This is a genomic window from Lysinibacillus odysseyi 34hs-1 = NBRC 100172 (assembly GCF_001591965.1).
In the GTDB taxonomy this organism is placed as follows: Bacteria; Bacillota; Bacilli; order Bacillales_A; family Planococcaceae; genus Lysinibacillus_B; species Lysinibacillus_B odysseyi.
Genome location: NZ_BCVX01000001.1, coordinates 481281 through 498565 on the forward strand (window position 1 = coordinate 481281; position 17285 = coordinate 498565).

At 43.5% G+C, this 17285-nt stretch carries 18 protein-coding genes; 7 read left to right on the forward strand and 11 right to left on the reverse strand.

Translation table 11 applies throughout. The features are described 5' to 3' along the window. The first annotated feature begins 193 nt into the window (after window positions 1–193). The 3 genes from BOD01S_RS02555 (at window position 194) to BOD01S_RS02565 (ending at window position 3299) form a co-directional block, all read left to right on the forward strand. Complete coding sequence (locus BOD01S_RS02555) at window positions 194–688, forward strand: sigma-70 family RNA polymerase sigma factor (RefSeq protein WP_052124874.1); 495 nt, start codon at window positions 194–196, stop codon at window positions 686–688. Next, window positions 672–1679, forward strand: a complete 1008-nt coding sequence (locus tag BOD01S_RS02560; RefSeq protein ID WP_036155320.1) for a hypothetical protein — start codon at window positions 672–674, stop codon at window positions 1677–1679. Before BOD01S_RS02555 ends, BOD01S_RS02560 begins: the two co-directional genes overlap by 17 nt. A gap of 321 nt (window positions 1680–2000) precedes the next feature. Further along, a complete protein-coding gene (locus BOD01S_RS02565; protein ID WP_036155322.1) occupies window positions 2001–3299 on the forward strand; it encodes a globin-coupled sensor protein in 1299 nt (432 codons plus the stop codon). Window positions 3300–3353: 54 nt separating this feature from the next. Here BOD01S_RS02565 and BOD01S_RS02570 read toward each other — a convergent pair whose 3' ends face one another. Then, window positions 3354–4022 carry a peptidylprolyl isomerase gene (locus BOD01S_RS02570; protein ID WP_052124875.1) on the reverse strand — a complete coding sequence of 223 codons (669 nt, stop codon included), beginning with the start codon at window positions 4020–4022 and terminating at the stop codon, window positions 3354–3356. A 167-nt stretch (window positions 4023–4189) separates the two neighbouring features. Between BOD01S_RS02570 and BOD01S_RS02575 the strand changes: the two genes are divergently transcribed. From BOD01S_RS02575 to BOD01S_RS02590, 4 genes are all read left to right on the forward strand, one after another. Next, entirely contained in the window at window positions 4190–4636 is a 447-nt protein-coding gene (locus BOD01S_RS02575) for a staygreen family protein (RefSeq protein WP_036155498.1), read from the forward strand. Window positions 4637–4730: 94 nt separating this feature from the next. Continuing rightward, on the forward strand, window positions 4731–5222 hold the full coding sequence (locus BOD01S_RS02580; RefSeq protein WP_036155324.1) for an AAA family ATPase: 492 nt from the start codon (window positions 4731–4733) through the stop codon (window positions 5220–5222). A gap of 38 nt (window positions 5223–5260) precedes the next feature. Next, window positions 5261–5698 carry a DUF4279 domain-containing protein gene (locus BOD01S_RS02585; protein WP_036155327.1) on the forward strand — a complete coding sequence of 146 codons (438 nt, stop codon included), beginning with the start codon at window positions 5261–5263 and terminating at the stop codon, window positions 5696–5698. Window positions 5699–6392: 694 nt separating this feature from the next. Then, entirely contained in the window at window positions 6393–6791 is a 399-nt protein-coding gene (locus BOD01S_RS02590; protein ID WP_036155329.1) for a hypothetical protein, read from the forward strand. Between the two features lie 462 nt (window positions 6792–7253). Here BOD01S_RS02590 and BOD01S_RS02595 read toward each other — a convergent pair whose 3' ends face one another. From BOD01S_RS02595 to BOD01S_RS02640, 10 genes are all read right to left on the reverse strand, one after another. Continuing rightward, window positions 7254–7589, reverse strand: a complete 336-nt coding sequence (locus BOD01S_RS02595; protein ID WP_036155332.1) for a hypothetical protein — start codon at window positions 7587–7589, stop codon at window positions 7254–7256. Between the two features lie 315 nt (window positions 7590–7904). Beyond that, window positions 7905–8891 carry a hypothetical protein gene (locus tag BOD01S_RS02600; RefSeq protein WP_036155334.1) on the reverse strand — a complete coding sequence of 329 codons (987 nt, stop codon included), beginning with the start codon at window positions 8889–8891 and terminating at the stop codon, window positions 7905–7907. 289 nt (window positions 8892–9180) lie between these two features. Continuing rightward, on the reverse strand, window positions 9181–9735 hold the full coding sequence (locus tag BOD01S_RS02605) for a hypothetical protein (protein WP_036155336.1): 555 nt from the start codon (window positions 9733–9735) through the stop codon (window positions 9181–9183). A gap of 240 nt (window positions 9736–9975) precedes the next feature. Then, complete coding sequence (locus tag BOD01S_RS02610; RefSeq protein WP_052124876.1) at window positions 9976–10320, reverse strand: hypothetical protein; 345 nt, start codon at window positions 10318–10320, stop codon at window positions 9976–9978. Window positions 10321–10405: 85 nt separating this feature from the next. Further along, window positions 10406–10828, reverse strand: a complete 423-nt coding sequence (locus tag BOD01S_RS02615) for a DUF6678 family protein (RefSeq protein ID WP_036155340.1) — start codon at window positions 10826–10828, stop codon at window positions 10406–10408. Between the two features lie 140 nt (window positions 10829–10968). Beyond that, window positions 10969–11244, reverse strand: coding sequence for a hypothetical protein (locus BOD01S_RS02620; protein WP_036155342.1), 276 nt, complete (start codon window positions 11242–11244; stop codon window positions 10969–10971). Between the two features lie 88 nt (window positions 11245–11332). Next, on the reverse strand, window positions 11333–11812 hold the full coding sequence (locus BOD01S_RS02625) for a hypothetical protein (RefSeq protein WP_036155344.1): 480 nt from the start codon (window positions 11810–11812) through the stop codon (window positions 11333–11335). Window positions 11813–12516: 704 nt separating this feature from the next. Continuing rightward, window positions 12517–13776, reverse strand: a complete 1260-nt coding sequence (locus BOD01S_RS02630; protein WP_052124877.1) for a VWA domain-containing protein — start codon at window positions 13774–13776, stop codon at window positions 12517–12519. Then, window positions 13751–16165, reverse strand: coding sequence for a DUF5682 family protein (locus BOD01S_RS02635; protein WP_036155346.1), 2415 nt, complete (start codon window positions 16163–16165; stop codon window positions 13751–13753). Before BOD01S_RS02635 ends, BOD01S_RS02630 begins: the two co-directional genes overlap by 26 nt. After that, window positions 16165–17268 (reverse strand): AAA family ATPase, encoded by a 1104-nt coding sequence (locus BOD01S_RS02640; RefSeq protein ID WP_036155348.1) that lies wholly within the window; start codon window positions 17266–17268, stop codon window positions 16165–16167. The genes BOD01S_RS02635 and BOD01S_RS02640 overlap by 1 nt, the downstream gene beginning before the upstream one ends. Window positions 17269–17285: the final 17 nt, after the last annotated feature.

A 17285-nucleotide genomic window follows, 5' to 3' on the forward strand; every position in this document is an offset into this window, starting at 1 on the left:
TTCCCCTATCCCTATTATTGTAACATATGGAAGTTAGATATAAATCTGTTCTGTAAACTGCTGCCAATGTTCCAAACTGGTTACAGAAGATATAGTCTATTGCCGACTCTTTTTTTATGATTAAATACAAATTATGGGTATTTGCAAATCCAGATGTTTCCGTGCTTCGTTTCATAAGTAGAGGGGGATGACAATGTACTTTGTAGAAGCGGTAGAACAATATACAACATACTTATTGAAAATGAGCTATCTCTATGTAAAAGACCGGCAGCTGGCAGAAGATATCGTACAAGAGGTGTTTGTGAAGCTTTATCAGAAATATGGTGAGGAGGTGCCGCTGGAAAACCCAAAAGGCTATCTCGTGCAAATGACAGTGAACCGCTGCCGAGACTACTTCCGAAGCTGGCACTACCGGAAAGTGCAGATCGTAGCATTTTTCGCAAATACGGAAGAAGCCGATGCTCCTCCTTCAGAAAACACAGATATCGCTGAGCATGTCTTAAAGCTGCCGTTTAAATACCGAGAAGTCGTCATTTTGCATTATTTTGATGAGCAAGGGACAGCTCAGATTTCCAGCATTTTAAATATACCAGTCGGCACAGTAAAGACAAGGCTGCAAAAAGCACGCCGGTTATTAAAGGGCATCCTGCTCGAGGAAGGAGTAGCAAGCTATGAACAACAAGTTTAATGATTCTTTAGAGAACTGGGAGAAAGCTGCGGAAGCGGTGAAAACAAGAATTTATCAGGAAACGATTTATAAAAAGCAAAAAAAGCTATTATTAAAACCTTTATTAACAGCTGCCGCCCTGCTCCTTTTTACAGTCGGTGCTATCTTTTTAACCTCTACACTGCTGACGACTAAAGAGACTCAGCTATCGGCCGAACATGCAGATTTTCGAATGTTTGATGAGCGAACAGTCGAAATCAAGAAATATGAGTTGTTTTATCGTGATTGGCGCTTCTTGCCACCGCAGGCTCTTGAATATTACGCCTTGAGTGAAACGGTTAATCAACAAGCCTTTTTTTATTACATGACACGTCAAGGTTACGAGTGGGATGAAAAACAGCGTAATGCTGTTAGAAAACGTGTAAAAACGACACTTCAACATGAAATGAGGAAGGACAACTCGAAAGCGTATTACGAAAAAATGTTTGCCGACCTGCAAATTACCGAGGAGGAGTATATTGACTATTACTTACTATTGAACAAGGAGGAGGAAATGCTCCAAGACGTTTTGTTTAGCAAAGAAAGCGAGTTGGATGAAGCATACGGAGACGCAGTAAAGGCATATCAACAGTTTGCAGGTCTTACGGACGAATTAAAACTACTGGAAAGATGGGGCCCTAGAAGAACGCAACCAATGAATCCACAGCCTGACTTGCCGTTTGATAAAGTTCACTTATCATTACAAGTGACAACAAATAAGGAAGGAGAATTTATTTTTTCAAAAAGCATGAACTTCCCTATGTACCTCGGTTATACGTATAAAGCTTTCCTATCTGATATCAAGCAGGACATCGTTAAGGAAGAACTAACTAGGTACTCTTTGAATCGCTACCGGGAGGCACTACGAACATATACAAGCGGTGACTCGCAAAAAGGAAAGCTTGCAAAAGAGCTAGAAGCAGTGTTGGAAATACTAGAGCGGACGATTGAAACGGATTACCAAGGCGGGTAATCCAAGCTCCTGAAATAAGCCTGTTAAATATTTTACCTAAACAGGATTTTCCTGTATTTTGATATTTTATTTCCTTATCATTTCTACACTCTCTTTTTATAGAATAGAGGCATTTTATAATAGTAGAAAAGTAAAAGCGAATTCTTTCTGCCGTTATTCAGCTTCTCATTTTCTCAGCCCTATCGTATAAACAATGGCCCTCTTATCCTTTTTCCGTTATATGTTAATATTCCGAAAAAATAATTTCTGTTCAATAACCTATGTTAATACCGATATAAAATTATATTACGTTATTTAATGGGTGATTAGGGAGAGATTTTTATGAAAATGTTCGCTAAAAGAGAGATAGCGCCATCGTTAAAAGAGAGAGCAGAAAAAGAAAAGCACAATGTGAGAATTGATGTCCAGAAAAACAATCATTTAATCCAACAGTTATCGCTTATTGACCTTACGCTGGAAGACCTTGCCGTTGCCAAAACATTGCAGCCGCTTATTCGGGAAAATATCGAAAAGATATATAATCCTATCTATCATAATCCGTTTCCCGGAACTCGCAGTGTAGTCGATATGACGCCAATCGGAATCGATTTATCGGGCAGTCAGCAATATGTGATTAGCTTTTTTGACGGTATTATCGATGATAAGTACGCAGACAAGAGATACCAACTCAGCAAGTATTATTTAATGACAGGTGTTGAAGTAAGATGGTACCTTTGCACAAATCAATCATTCACCAATAACATCCAGGATCTTTTAGCAGAAGAGTTTAAGGATGATACAGAAAGCTTTGCACTTGCTACAAAAGTTACGTCAAAAATCTTTAACTTAGAAGTCCAGCTGTGCCTTTCAGCTTTGCAAATGCTGCAAAATGAGGCAGCCGCCACAAAGGAAACAGAGGCAAAAATGCACGTGAAAGAGTCCATCGGCACGATTACAGAAGAACTGGCTGCCATGTCAGAGGAAATGGGAGCTTCGGTAACAGATGTAATTGACCGTTCTGAAAATATAAAAACGTCTATAGAGGAAGGGCTTCAGTCGTCTATTATCTCAACGGAAACTTCCGTAACAGGAAGATCCCAGTTGGATCAAGCAATTGAACAGACCGTTTCCCTAAAAGATAGTGTGACAGAGATTCAAACAAGCATCCGCGCATTAGAAGTTAACTCTAAGGAAATCGGAGATATCGTGGCCGTAATCACGTCCATTGCCGACCAAACAAATCTATTAGCTTTAAACGCCGCCATCGAAGCTGCAAGAGCTGGAGAGCACGGAAAAGGCTTTTCAGTAGTGGCAGCTGAGGTAAGGAAACTAGCTGAGCAAACTAAAAATTCTTCAAGCAATATTACAGAGCTCGTTGTCTCCACGACTAGACAAATCGAAAATGTCGTTGAACAAATCGATGATGTCAACGCAAAAACGGTATTGGCGAATCAAAATGTCCAGGATACAGCAGAAAGCTTTGACAAAATTTTAACTGCCAGCACGGCGAGTAAGGAACAAAATGAGCGAAACAGTGAAGAAATGATTAAATTCACAGATATTCTAAAGGACATCGGAGAAGCCGGCTCAAAGGTAGCAGATTTAGCAGATACTTTACATGAAACAATGCAGGGATATTAAAAAACAGGCTATTCAAGAATTCTTGAGTAGCCTGCTTTATTTATAAAATAATTGCTATTTTTGTACAACCGGATCTGGATAATCAAAGCCTTTTGTATCGACTTCGACCTTTTTCATTTTCTGGTCTTCCAGCGGCTTGTCCGATGCGTCCCGTTCAACAGCCACAATCGCATCTACCGTTTCCATTCCTTCAATCACTTTTCCGAATGCTGCGTATTTTTCGTCAAGGTGCGAAGCTTCTTCTACCATAATAAAAAACTGCGAACTCGCTGAATCTGGATCCTCCGCACGCGCCATTGAAATGACACCACGCTCATGCTTCAAGTTATTTTCAAAGCCGTTTGATGTAAACTCACCTTTAATCGTATAGTCCGGTCCACCTAATCCATTTCCTGCCGGGTCTCCCCCTTGAATCATAAAACCGGGAATGACGCGGTGGAAAGTAAGCCCATCATAAAACCCGTCTTCCACTAACGAAATAAAGTTCGCTACTGTATTCGGTGCTGCAGCAGGATCTAGTTCAACCACAATTTTTTTGCCATTCTCCATCGTAATGGTTACAACCGGCTTTTCCTTCACATCTGGTGCATAATCCACTTGCTCCTCTGCTTCCGTACCTGTTGTCTTCTTATCATCTGTTGATGTTCCGCATCCAGCCAGGACAATAGAAACAAGCGCCAGCAGACCAAATGCTACATAAAATGCTCTTGATCGTTTAAACATATTTTCCGACTCCTTTCGTTCTTCACCCTACTGATTATATAATTCGAGGCTAACTGCCGGCAAATGAATAAAATGTGTGTTGGTAGGAAAATTAGGTTGTTTTTTCAGCAATGGAACGAATATCTGGTTCTCTACATATTGATAAAAAAACGATGGGAGCTGATTATTTGAGTAAATTTCAGCCCGAGAGATTGTCTGTGGAATATAGAGACGGGGTTACGGCGACTGCTCCTATAATTCCGCGGCGCTATACATTGACCCACTCCGATACAACAGGCCAGTTATTTTTAACACTCGGCACACATTATGCATGGGACCTGCTCAATCCGATAAGAGATGAAGTGCTGGGTACATGGATGCCATATGGATCTTGCTTTTGTGTATATGTATATATTGACCACGGAGAATTTGACGAAAGGACAGCAAAAAAACGCAATGAGGTTTTCAGGAGGGAACTACCGCTTGCGTTAACAGCAATACGGTATGGTGACCGGTTTTTATTCGCCAAATACCCTGCCCTGGATGATGCATCGCTTATCATCCACTTCGTATCATCCTATCCCCCATTTGCCAGACAGGAAAATTGGGGAACCTTCCGCAATTTCTCCGTTTAAATGATGCCCTGTCTATTTGCCAAATATAAAAGTATTCTCAACCTTCCTCTAATTGTATAATTTAGGAAATGAAATCTTAAAGGAGAGGATACTTTTGTTTTTTCTTCAGATGTCTGGCTTCCCCGGTTCGGGTAAATCAACACTCGAAAAGGAAATTGCCAAGGAATGCAAAGCAGTTATCGTCGATCATGATATTGTAAAATCCGCATTGCTCGAATCGATGGTCAAGCATGACTTAAATCTTTCGGCTTCCGGTAATATCGGCTATTCCATCGACTGGTCATTAGTCGACTTTTATTTGTCGCAGGGCTTCCCTGTTATTTTGGACTGCCCCTGCCTGTACAGTGAAATGATTGAAAAAGGACAAGCTTTAAGCAAACAACACGATGTAGCATACAAATATGTGGAATGTATCGCAAGAGATATCCATGTAGTGAATAAACGGTTGAAGGAACGAAAACAAATGATAAGCCAAATCGCCGCTGTCTCTTCAGAAGAAGGATTTTATCGCACAGTAGAAAACAGCGCTAAACCACACGATTCGAGTATTCTTCAGATAAATACATTACAGCCGTTGGAAGAATGAATAGCAGGAATAATACGTTATGTGAAAGGATAAGTGAGATGGAGAAAACAAACTTATATAGCTATATTGTATTCGAGGGCAATGATGACTTTCCGTTGGAGGCCGTAACGAACAGGCTGCAAGTCCAGCCGACTGAAACATGGAAGGTGGGAGAAAGAGTTGCGCCTAACCACCCAATTAATAAAAAAGTGAGATTTTATACTGCTTGGAAATATCAAATTGAGAAAGAAACAATGGATTCAGACGATGTTTTATGCCCCCTGCTGGAAGTGTTTCGGGATAAAACACATATTATTAATGAGTTGAAAAAAGAGCTGAACGTAAATGTACGGTTGCAGCTAGTCATCTTCATCTATGACGGCCATACTCCTGGGCTGTTCATTCATCCCGAGTTTGCTCAATTCGCTGCAGCGATTAATACCGGGCTGGATATTGATATGTATGCATATTCTTATAGCGAACCAGAAGAATTTTAAGAATTATTTCTATGACAGTAACTATAGAAAGCCAATGTATAAAATAATTACATTTGCTTTTGCAGCTTTAGGATAAAATTTGTTCAAAACGATTTAATTCTTTGTGGAGTTTTGATAAAAAAGTTTGATCATTTCCTACTGTTAATCTTCAATAATCGTTCCTGATTGTTGAATAGCTGGATTAATTAGAAAATCCATTCAAAGAACTTTACAAGAATGAAAAGTGGTACTCCACCGAATAATAAGCCCGCATGGCCTAAAACATGAGAAAAGAAAGTCATTCTTGCTGCTGAAATGCTTTTAACTAGGGAACATCAAAATTTGTTGAAGCTAGCGCTTGCTTAAAGGTTAAAAGTGGAGTTTCGCCGAATATAATAAATTACTTATCCAAATATTATATAAAGGTTAATTTAACGATTGTTGTGTTTGATGGGGAAATACTCTTATGGATAAAAGGACTCGTTTAAATGAACCTTTAGATGTCACACCCCCTCGCCCAAAATGTCTAAAACTTTCATCGATCTCCTAAAGGGAGGCAATTTTATGCTTCTAGGATGCCGTTTAACGGTAGCCTGTTAAATTACTCAGGACTTTGCTCGTGGTTTATTGCGAGTTGAAGCTAACACATGCCTTGTTTAGAATACTCTCGTTGCTGTTTATAAAAATCCAAGATTAGATGAAAAGGGGAAACAAAATGAAAACAAAATGGCTTATGAGTAGTAGTGCCATGATAATGGGTTTGTTAGGGTTGGCAGGAACCTTTATTCCCGAAGAAATTTCAAAAATATTGGAGATTGATTCTTCACCCATTACTCTGATTCTTCTGCAAATCATCGGAGGGCTATATTTAGGGTTCGCAATGTTGAACTGGTTTACACGTTCTGCCCTGATCGGTGGTATCTATAACAAACCTGTTGTATTGGGAAATCTGATGCATTGCATCGTTGTCTTTTTTGCCCTAATCCGGCAATTGGCGGAGCAGTTTCATTTTATATTCGTAATTTTGACAGTAGTTTATTTTGGGTTTGCCGCCTGGTTTACATTGGTTATGCGCTCGAACCCTTTAAGCAATCAATCAAAAATGTCTGTCTAACGTATAGTAAACAGGGATTTATAAAGGGTCTCTCTTTTTAAGTTCACTATGCTGAACCAGTCTTTTGAGCAAACCTAAGCATATTAAACGACAAAAATTCCAACTTTTATATTGAAAGAAGGAATTTTTCTTTTTTCTATTATGAGAATTGAAGTCAAAGATTACACGGGATCTAGCAGTCTAATTTTTTATATAATGATAAATCTTTTCAAGTTTTTTCATTTGTTTTCCCTTTGTTTTAAGGAGATGGCTTATGAATTTAATAACAAGTTAAAGACTTTCGAATAGAATGGCTTAAGTTAATCTAGATACTTCAATATTGTTCACCAATCTGGCCCATTTGTGTAGCAAGAAAAAGTCTTGCCTATCTACACAGGGATTTGATCAAACCTTTTTATAAACGATCGAACTTTATTTCAAAGCCACAGCTTTTCCCGTTCGTTTCTACTTCCTCTGCTCTTTTTATTCCTCAGGCTCAGTATCCGTCTCTTTATTTACTCTTACATCCCCTTGTTCCTTCGCCTCATATAGCTCGAACAGCTGTACAAACTCCTCAATGATCGATTGTGTCGCTTTTAATTCCCCAACAATCGTTGGATTCGCTGTTTGCAGCTCTGGTGTTGCGAGCTGCTTTTTTAGTACCGCCTGCTTTGTTTCCAAATGCTCTAAAAACTTGACTGCCCGCTTACGGCGGAATGTTTTAGCGCCTTCTGTTTTCCCCTCTCCCCCTTCCTTATGATGTCCGCGGTGTCTACCCTCGTGGTGGCTATGCTGTCCTCTATGTCCTTCACGTCTCATACTGCAATCTCCTTCAGCATACAATTGTATACACTTTAATACAGTTTTATTGTATACTTTTGTATACTTTTTAGTCAATTATATTTATGGTCTAAAATAGTCTGTCAGCTAAAAATAGGATAATACCTCATGCTAAAAGGCTGCAGGAATGGCGTTTCCCTTCTAATAGCACTGCCTTGTGAAAAAACCGTATGCTATCCTCCAAATAAAAAAGCAATACGGGAAGCACGCCTCCTGTATTGCTTTTTCACATTACGCAACCTTTTCATAAAAGAGCCGCTGCGTTTATTTATTCACTTTTATAGCTTTCAATACCTAATTGGGAGCGACAGTCTTATGCGGAATCAACCACTGGTCGCCATCATAGCCGATTACTGCATAGTCTTCACTCATTCCGTAATAGGTAACCGCTGATCCTGCGGCAATGATTGTTTTAATAGAGTTTTCCGCCATTACGGCTTCTGTTGTTTCCTGAACATACCAAGTACCTTTCGAAGTCAGCTTTGGTAAGACCTGCACATCAGACGCTTTCACAAATAATGTCTGCAAGTATTTAATTGTATCCGTATGCGCATAGACATTCACCGCATGATAATCACCAATTTTGATGCCCTGTGACCTTAACAGCGTATATTTAGGGAGCAGTTTTGTATAGTTGTACCCTAACTCCAGCATAATCGGTCTTGTCGTCCCTGATTTATAAGGCTGCCAGTATACCGGTGCGTCCTGCTTTACTTCTATTATTTCTCCTTCAGCTATCTCCCCCCGTTTTTCCGTAATGAAAATATCTGTCGGATCAAGGATGACCTTTACATTTTTATTGCCTTCCCGGACTATTTTTTCAAATTGGCCTGCCTCATTAAAGTTAAAACTGGCATCATTCAAATAGCTGTAATAGCTGTACACTAAATAACTGCCCTTAAATGACGGCACCTGCATGACCATGTTTTGGTTAATCCAAAGATGCGCCGGGTCCTTGTATAACTTCGTACGTGTCTCCAGCGGTATAGCTTTGAACTGTGTTAAATTTGACGCCTGTACCCTATAGCCGGAACTCATCCAGTAATAGGTCTGATTATTGTATTTTTCAATATTATATACGCGGAAATATTGCCCCTTCTTAACAACCATCGATTCAAATTGGCCGTTTGCATTCTTTTTATACACCTTCACGTCTTTGGAAAATGACAGCTTTCCTGTCTGACCCTTTACGATCTCCGCACCGTCCCACACTGCCGCATCCGTTTCTGAAGACCACCCGATCAAAAATAAAAGACAACAGGCGGCGAGCCACTTTTTCATTATCCTCCACTCCTCTTTTAAAAGATTGAAAAATCAGTAAAAAGTAATGTATAATCACTCTAACATAACTGCTAAATGGCAACTATAGATCAGAAGTAGTAATAGCAAGGCTTCGATAACGTCACGAGTAAAATATGTATCGGTTGTTTTTATTGCGGCTGGGACGGAAATAACCATCTATCAGGAATTCTACCGCGATGCGGATGTGTCCGGCCGATACGACTCTCCTAGGGCTTCAACACGTAAATATAATGTTATACGCATTCCCTGACTTCTTTGATAGATTAACTCAACCAACTATTTCATCCCAGAATCTTATAGGTCTAGGTTCTGCTATTTTCGGCCCCAACATCGGTACTCCGAATTCCCTATTAAAATATTCCTCTAGATTAAATCCATAATAAATAATATCGGTCTGCCAAACTGAATAGACTGGATTGCCTTCTATGCCCGATACAAACGGAATATATCTATGTTTATATATTGGTATAAGCTTTGGAGATTTACCTGTTTGGTATCGTGCGACTTCTATTGATTCATATAGTGATTTGGGTTTCTCTCCCCACGAACTTAACCAAAAGTTATTGTATTCAATATCAAAATTAATACCTTGCAATGGTCTATCGAGCCAGTCTTTAAGTTCTTCTTCAGAACCCTGTCTCCAATTAGGAAAGCCATCAGATATAGGTAATCGATACTGAAGGACCTTTAATAAATCTGGCGGGAACTTAATGGAATAGCGCTCTTCAATTTGCCTGACTTCTTCGTCTGTTAAACCTTGAGTGCTATTTATTCCCTTATGCTTTAAGTTGTTAAAAAGGAAAGACAAATATGTTTCGTCCATAAATAGTATCCCTGCTTTCCGTATTCACCGATTTGAGAACCTTAACCCCTAGTATCCAATCTTTACATTATGTTTACTTCCCCGGGATTTCAACCAATCTATCAATAATTGCTGTAGTTTGTAACGATTCTTCATCGTGGTTGGCACTGCAAAGTCCTCTTCAAGAACATCTTTACTTTGAAGTTAAAGTTCTTTCATCTTTCTTCAGGCCTTTTCTCTTTTCAAGAGAAACGTGTTGTACTACGAATCCGACTCTCTTACATCTACTTTCCAAGAAAATCTACCGGCTATGGCGTTTGCTACAGCCAATATTTCTTTCTCCATTTCATCAGTCAATTTATCAGGTATATCTATTTCTACGAGGTTTATTTCTTCAACATTATCAAGTGTATCAAATGCATAGCCGCCGTTTGTATTAGCAAATATCCCCGTCACCATAATTTCTTCCCCATTTATATTTTTATGAAATCTCAATTTACTTATAGGTTTTAGTCCTAACTCGGCAATACAGAATTGTTCCATCTCGAACGTTTGGATTGTTTTTTCATATTGCTCATCAGAATAAATCATTATATAGTCATACATATTAATCACCATCCATAAGAACAGTAAAAGCTATCTCTTTGATAGATTCCCGTTCACTTTTTAGCAGCTGCAATTCCAAAAGGCTTTATAATGTTAGTTTGCTTGTATCTGATATGTAGCCGTAAATAGTATATGTCTCATTCTCTTGTCGGTATGGAATGGATAATTCCTTTAATAGTTTGGCAAAATCATCCGTAATATCAATCACTTCCGGTGATACTAGACGGCCACGATATTTCAAATATCTTGGCCTTACCCGAATCCACTCAACAGTGTAAAATGGTGCTATGCCTTCTATCCAATCTCCCCAATAAGAAACATCCGTTTCAAATTCTTCTGGATATAACCGATCGTCTAACAAATACTTCCCTTGATAAGGCGGCGGAAATAGCAAAGTGTTTATAACCGCATCTTGGAGTTCCCGCCACTTTGTATCATTCATGATCGAAACTAAATTTCTTTCCGCAACGGCCTTCATTACTCTCGCTTTGTTTTGATTTGTTTCCATAATGAAACCCCAGTTCAATAAGTGATTTATTTAAATTATGGCTGCTAGACTCCGGATTGTGTAGAAACCGCAGACATTATCTTCCCTGCTCGTTCCCCTAATTATAGCAATGGCGACAGCTGTCTTACCCGGTATGACCGTCACATATCACGTAGGAGCGCAGTATCTAAATACTCTTTCCCCAAATAACCGCTGCAGATGACAGGGCGGTTAATGATTTCATACAGTTTTTTCAAATCCGATATATATTCTTGGGTCCAAATTTCAAACGAATCAAACTCCTCCTTAGAAATTTGATGATACTCCGGGGAGTCAGTTACGCCCGTTAGCATCTCGTACGCATAAATAGTATCGCCAAATTTCCCTACAGACTGGTATCTGCCTGTTTTCAGGCGGACATATTCAGTGTATCTCAAGGTCCTCACTCATCCTTTCATGAACGTGTTATAGAAATCGCGACCCCTGTGCTCAAGCCAATCACATCCACTTAGGATTATGTATCTTCTATAACAATTTCTGCGAATCATATTCCTTTAATTTAGTTTCAATGTAATTCCAAGCATCTGAAATTTCCTTGAATACCCAGCCAATTTCATTTAGCCCTTTCGTACTCTTTATTCCTACTAGTAGAGTTCTTATCGCTTCCTCAGATTTATCCCCAACAATTAATGCAATGGGAAATGGCATATCTCTGTACTTGTAGCTGCCCATACCAAATACATATTCCAGTTGATCGCCCCACTCATAAGACAGTTCACTTAAATCTATTATTAATGCACCTGGTTCCCAAGCTTCTAAAACGGCTTCACCAATCGCTCTCATGAAAATGGCATCTGAATTGCCTGTTGAACCAAAACCATATACCCCCATAAACTTCAGCACCATGATTTCGAGATAATTTACTTCGCTGGATTTACCAATATGAACTTCATATTTAATTTCACTCAATTCTTCCAATCTTTTTTGAGTTGTAGATATCTTCATATATTACTCCTTCCTATAGAAATTCTAATTAAAAGTCTATTGTTTGAATCCCATTAAAAATAATTATACCAGGCTATTCTCAACTGTTTTTCATAACGAAGTTCTCATGATAATAGCCAAATCGTTTGATCAGTTCTTTCTTTAAGGAGAATCGTACTTGCTTTTGGAATTAGAATACCTTTATAGGCATAATACACCTTCACGTTCTGTAAACTCGGCCTTATTAAACGTTGTTAGTTCTTCCCGCTAAAGTAGATGGTGAGAGATTCGGTTATACACGAAGCAGGCTTTGGCACACTTGAAATTATAATGCGCCATTTGAAGCTGTATGACCATAACTCGGTCGATATCGGTTAGCTCCTTATAAGCCAGCGATGCGGGCAGTATTTATCCTTCCTGCTGTCGGGCCAAATGTTAAGGAGGCGAATCCCCTTAACAGAACTCCGGTTAAAATCCTATTGCAGAATTTGGAAACTTGCGGAACTTGACGGAAAAAGTAAGGGATATCAATGGTTTGCTTTAACTCGGGGCTTGTATCCTGTTTATTAGGAGGCAAGGCCTTTCATAGCCTGTCTTATCAGAAAGCCTAAGTTTTAGAAAAAAGAGCCCTTCCAAATTCAGAAGAGCCTCTCTTTACCATTCAATAGTCTCAAAGATAGTTAAAGTACTTGGATATCCATATTCTACTTATTGAACTCATTTCGTCATGGCTGTATGTTCAGCCCGTTCACTAGTTCATTCAAATCACGGCCCTGCAGTGAGCCTGCCACGAGCTCCGGCAGCATGCCTGGCGTACAGGCGAAGCAAGGCGTACCGTCGCGAGAAAGTTGTCTAGCCAGCTGTTCATCATAAAATGGACGCCCGCTGTCCGACAACGACAGAAGGCACAGTGTCTGTACGCCCGATTCCCGCATTTCTCGCATGCGGCGTACCAGTGCTGATCGGTTGCCGCCTTCGTATAGGTCGGTTACGAGAATAAAGAGTGTCTTTTTCGGTTCTTCGATAAACGACTCACAGTACGCAACTGACTTGTTAATGTCCGTTCCCCCACCGAGTTGAACACCGAACAGCATGTCGACTGGATCATCCGCGCACTGCTCCGTAAGATCAACGACCTCTGTGTCAAACACAACGACACGGGTATTCAGCGCCGGCATGCTGGCAAAGACCGCGCCCGTTACCGACGCCCAGATGACCGACTCTGCCATCGATCCACTTTGGTCGATGTCGAGAATAACAGTCCATTCCTTATTGCGCCGTGCCCGGTCGAAATAATAGAATTTTTCAGGAATAAGAATGTCCCGCTCCCGATCATAATGCTTCAGATTACGTTGGATTGTCCGCTTCCAGTCCAGTCCGCTGAGCGAAGGCAACGGTGTATGCTGCCGTTTGTTCAGCGCCCCGATCACGGCACGTTGCATGTCTTCCTTTAAGCGAGCCATCAGGTCGTCAACAACAGCCTTGACGAGGAGGCGGGCGGTCTCTTTCGTCTTCTCGGGAATTTTACCCTTGAGCGCCATCAACATACCGACCATCTGGATATCCGGCTTTACCGATGCCAATAGTTCCGGCTCGAATAGAAGCTGCTTCCATCCCTTGCGCTCAATCGCATCGTTCTGGATGATAGAGACAACATCCTCCGCAAACAGGCTACGTACATCACCGAGCCAGCGGGACAGGTTTACCGCTCCTCTTCCTCCACCCGCACCGCGGCCGGAGACGTTTCCTACGCTCCGTCCAGAAGTGCCGCTAGACAAGCTGTCGTCCGTCTCGTCATATATAGCTGCCAGCGCGGCATCCATGATTGCTTCTTCTTCCGTCAACTGCACTGCGTCGCTTCCGGTCAATTCTTCAAGCTTACTCTGTGCGGCTTCGCCTAAGATTAATCGCCAGCGAGATACAGAGTGTTCCAGTTTTCCGTTCGTTTGATCCGTCATTTTAAAAATCCTCAAAATCAAATTCATTTAATTCATCAACCATTTTGTTCTCTTCCTCCTTCAGATCTCCGGTCAAAATTTCAGCTACCTGCTCCGCATGAACGCCCCATAACTCACCCAGTGTTTCGGCAATCATCGTTTTTTCTTGCGGCGAGAAAGAACTGAATGCCCGGCGAAGAAATACGAGTGCCCGCCTGAATTGATCATCGTCCAGCGAAAGGATGTAATCGTTTAACTGCTCCCATAGGCTCATTCGAGACAGCAGGGCGTATCGGTTGCGCATAGAGAGCCCTTCAAACCAGCCTGCCCCAAGGTCGGATGGTATGCCCGGCGACAGTCGGCGCGACACTTCCGCAGCACACTGGTTCGCATCCATCTCGCCTCGTTCCAGCAGCAAAGCGCAGGCGAAGCCGGAAAGCTTCGGGTTCCGATCGTCCCGCTCGGACAACTCGTTCAGTCCAGCCAACCAAAGCGGCACGTCGACAATGTCGTCATGCTCCTGGGCAATACGGTTCAAATCACTCATGGCAGCAACCATACTGTACGCCGCTTCATCATTACAATTAGCTGCATCAGTCAAGTACAGGCAGCCGCGGTAGAACAACTGCTCCAGCAACGGCACAAGTGCGACAGTATCCACACGGCGAATATCGCCGAAGGCAATGATACGCGACAGCTCGGCTGCAGCTGCTGCGATTTGAATCACATCTCGACTGTCAGCCGCTAAAGACTGCAGCACACGGCGTCCATCCTCCATTTGGGCAGTCATACCGCAGCGGACGGAGGCGCCGATCAAATCGGATGCCTCCGCAATGGAAGTACAGTTTTCCAGCTTCTCTCTCAATCGATGTGCGCTGGCAATCTCAATCGTTTCGCCTAGCAGCGTAGACTCAATGACCCTGATTTCGGCCTCTGGGGTCCATTGAATAACCCAGTCCTCGGCCCAAACAGCACGGTCTGCTCCAGCTGGACGAGAGCTCACAAACGGGATCTCCAAAAGCTCCAGACGACGAAACAGGAAAGAGCGGTTCAGGTCGAGAAAGGCGGATTCCTGTGACGAAACCCGGCGATTTTCCCTCAGGTCAAGGGACAAATCCGTTGCGACGGCGGTCTTGTATTTGGTCAGCTTGAGCCGCTTCAATTCGCGGTTCAAGTCATCCTGGAGCGGCGTTTGGCTAACCCCTTCGGCTAGGGAGCCGATTTCCGTGCCGACATCAACGCGGGCCAATGCCTCGGCTACCACCGACAGCTCGCCGCGGCCAAGCAGCGTTTGCGCCGCGTCTCGCAGCTCCATCAGTGTCGGCGCACTACCTCCGTGCAGTGAAGCGAGCCCTTCGGCTAACCGCACCGCTTCTATGACCTCGGCGGTGGAGCGGTAAGTGCCAGATGCCCGCAGCAGACGGGCTGCACTGGAAAGGTACAGTCTTGACAGTTCCTCCGGCCGGCCGCTCTCCATCGCTTCCCACATCATCTGGTAGTAGTGCGGGGCAGCGTTACCCGCCCCGTAGCCCGAAAGGCTGGACAGCCGATAATACGAATATGGCATCAGCGTCAACTTGGTCCGGCGGGAAGGCATCGTGGCCATCTCTTCATCGCTCATTGCGCCAATAGAAGGATATTCTAGTGCAGCGGCATGGTATGCGCCGCAAACGACAACCACCTTCGCCGGATCATGACCCGATTCAATCACTTTCATAATTTGCCGCCGCATATAAGCTTCACGTACCTGGTTATATGCATGCTCTTCCGGCTGCTCGGCTCGCTCTCGCTCTTCACCAAGGCTCCTTATCTCAGCGGAGTAGGCAAGTATGGCCTCCCGGTAAGCGTCCGTGTTGGCATTATGCTCAAAATGACGTTCCCAGTAGGTTTCGTAATCGTGCTCGCCGGCCAGTTCAGCAATCCGTTCATAAACCGAGGGTTCCGATGAGAAGGTCTCCCCTCCAATCGAAGACGTTCTAGAATTTTGTTGCGGTCCAGGCACCGGCAATTTCTGAGTTAACGACGCCTCTTTCGCCATCTCTTCTAATGCGATGTTCTTTTGTGGGTGGCGTCCTTCCTCTTTGCGTCGCCGCAAATCCTCTAGTGTTATCGCCACACCTGACGGCAGGTCGATCAATTTGCAGTCTGAGCCGTTCTCGGAAGCCCATCGCATCGCCTGCAGTTCCGGCGAATAAATAGCGAATGGCCAAAGCGCTGTCCGCACAGGCATTTCATCCGTAAAGGCCAGCACTGCCACGGGCGGCACGGTCATCGGATGAATCAGATCTTCGATCCGGTCCGTTGCGTCCGATGGTCCTTCAATCAAAACAGCCGTTGGGCGGATGCGGTTCAGATATTCCAAGAGATGGCGGGCACCTCCAGGGGAGAGGTGCCGAACGCCAAAGACAGGGACCCGGATATCTTCCGTGGCAAACATCACTCGTTCAGCTCCCTACACGCCTGATACAATCCGCGCCACTCCGATCCCCGTTTCTTCATAACGTTATTAAGATATTCCTTCCATACTAATTTGTCCTTATCATCATCCTTCACGATTGCGCCCTGCAGACCGGCGGCCAGATCTTCGTCCGTCAGTTCACCGCTTCCAAAGCTCGCTGCCAGTGCCATGCTGTTCGTCAAAAGAGATATTGCTTCGGCAGTGGAGATAACGCCCCCCGGGGATTTCAGTTTCTCCTTACGGTCGAGCGTCATCCCGCTGCGCAACTCTCGGAAGATAGTCACGACTTTTAGCAGTGCTTCGTCCGCTGGAGGAGCTGACTGCAGCTGATATGAAGCAGCAATCTCGCCTACACGTTTTTTGACGATGGAGAGTTCCGTCTCAAGATCGGAAGGAGACGGCAGCACAATGATATTAAATCGCCTTTTGAGAGCGGCGGACATCTCGTTAACGCCGCGGTCCCTTGTGTTCGCCGTTGCGATGATGGAGAAACCTTTGCGGGCAATTGTCTCGCTGCCAAGTTCGGGGACCGAGACGGTCTTTTCGGATAAAATGGAGATCAACGCATCTTGAACCTCTGATGCGCAGCGTGAAATTTCCTCGAAGCGTGCGATGCTGCCTTCTTCCATTGCACGCATAATCGGGCTGCGCACCAATGCCTCCGGCGTCGGGCCGTTCGCGAGCAGCATGGCGTAGTTCCATGAATAACGGACCTGCTCTTCGCTCGTGCCTGCCGTGCCTTGTACGACAAGTCCTGATTTGCCGCAGACCGCGGCCGACAGATTCTCAGACAACCACGATTTGGCCGTGCCCGGCTCGCCAATCAGAAGCAGCGCGCGGTCCGTAACGAGCGTCGCGATGGCCATCTCAACCAGCCGTTTATTTCCGATGTATTTTGGCGTGATATCCAACTTTCCGGCTTTGCCTCCAGTAATATACTTCAGTACGGCACGGGGCGACATCTGCCAACCTGGAGGAACCGCTCCCTTGTCTTCCTTTTTCAGTGCCTCAATTTCATCGTAATAGAGCAGCTCCGCTGGAAGGCGCATGGCATCCTGCGACTGCTTGTTTGCTATGGACATATCAAGTTCTCCTCTCG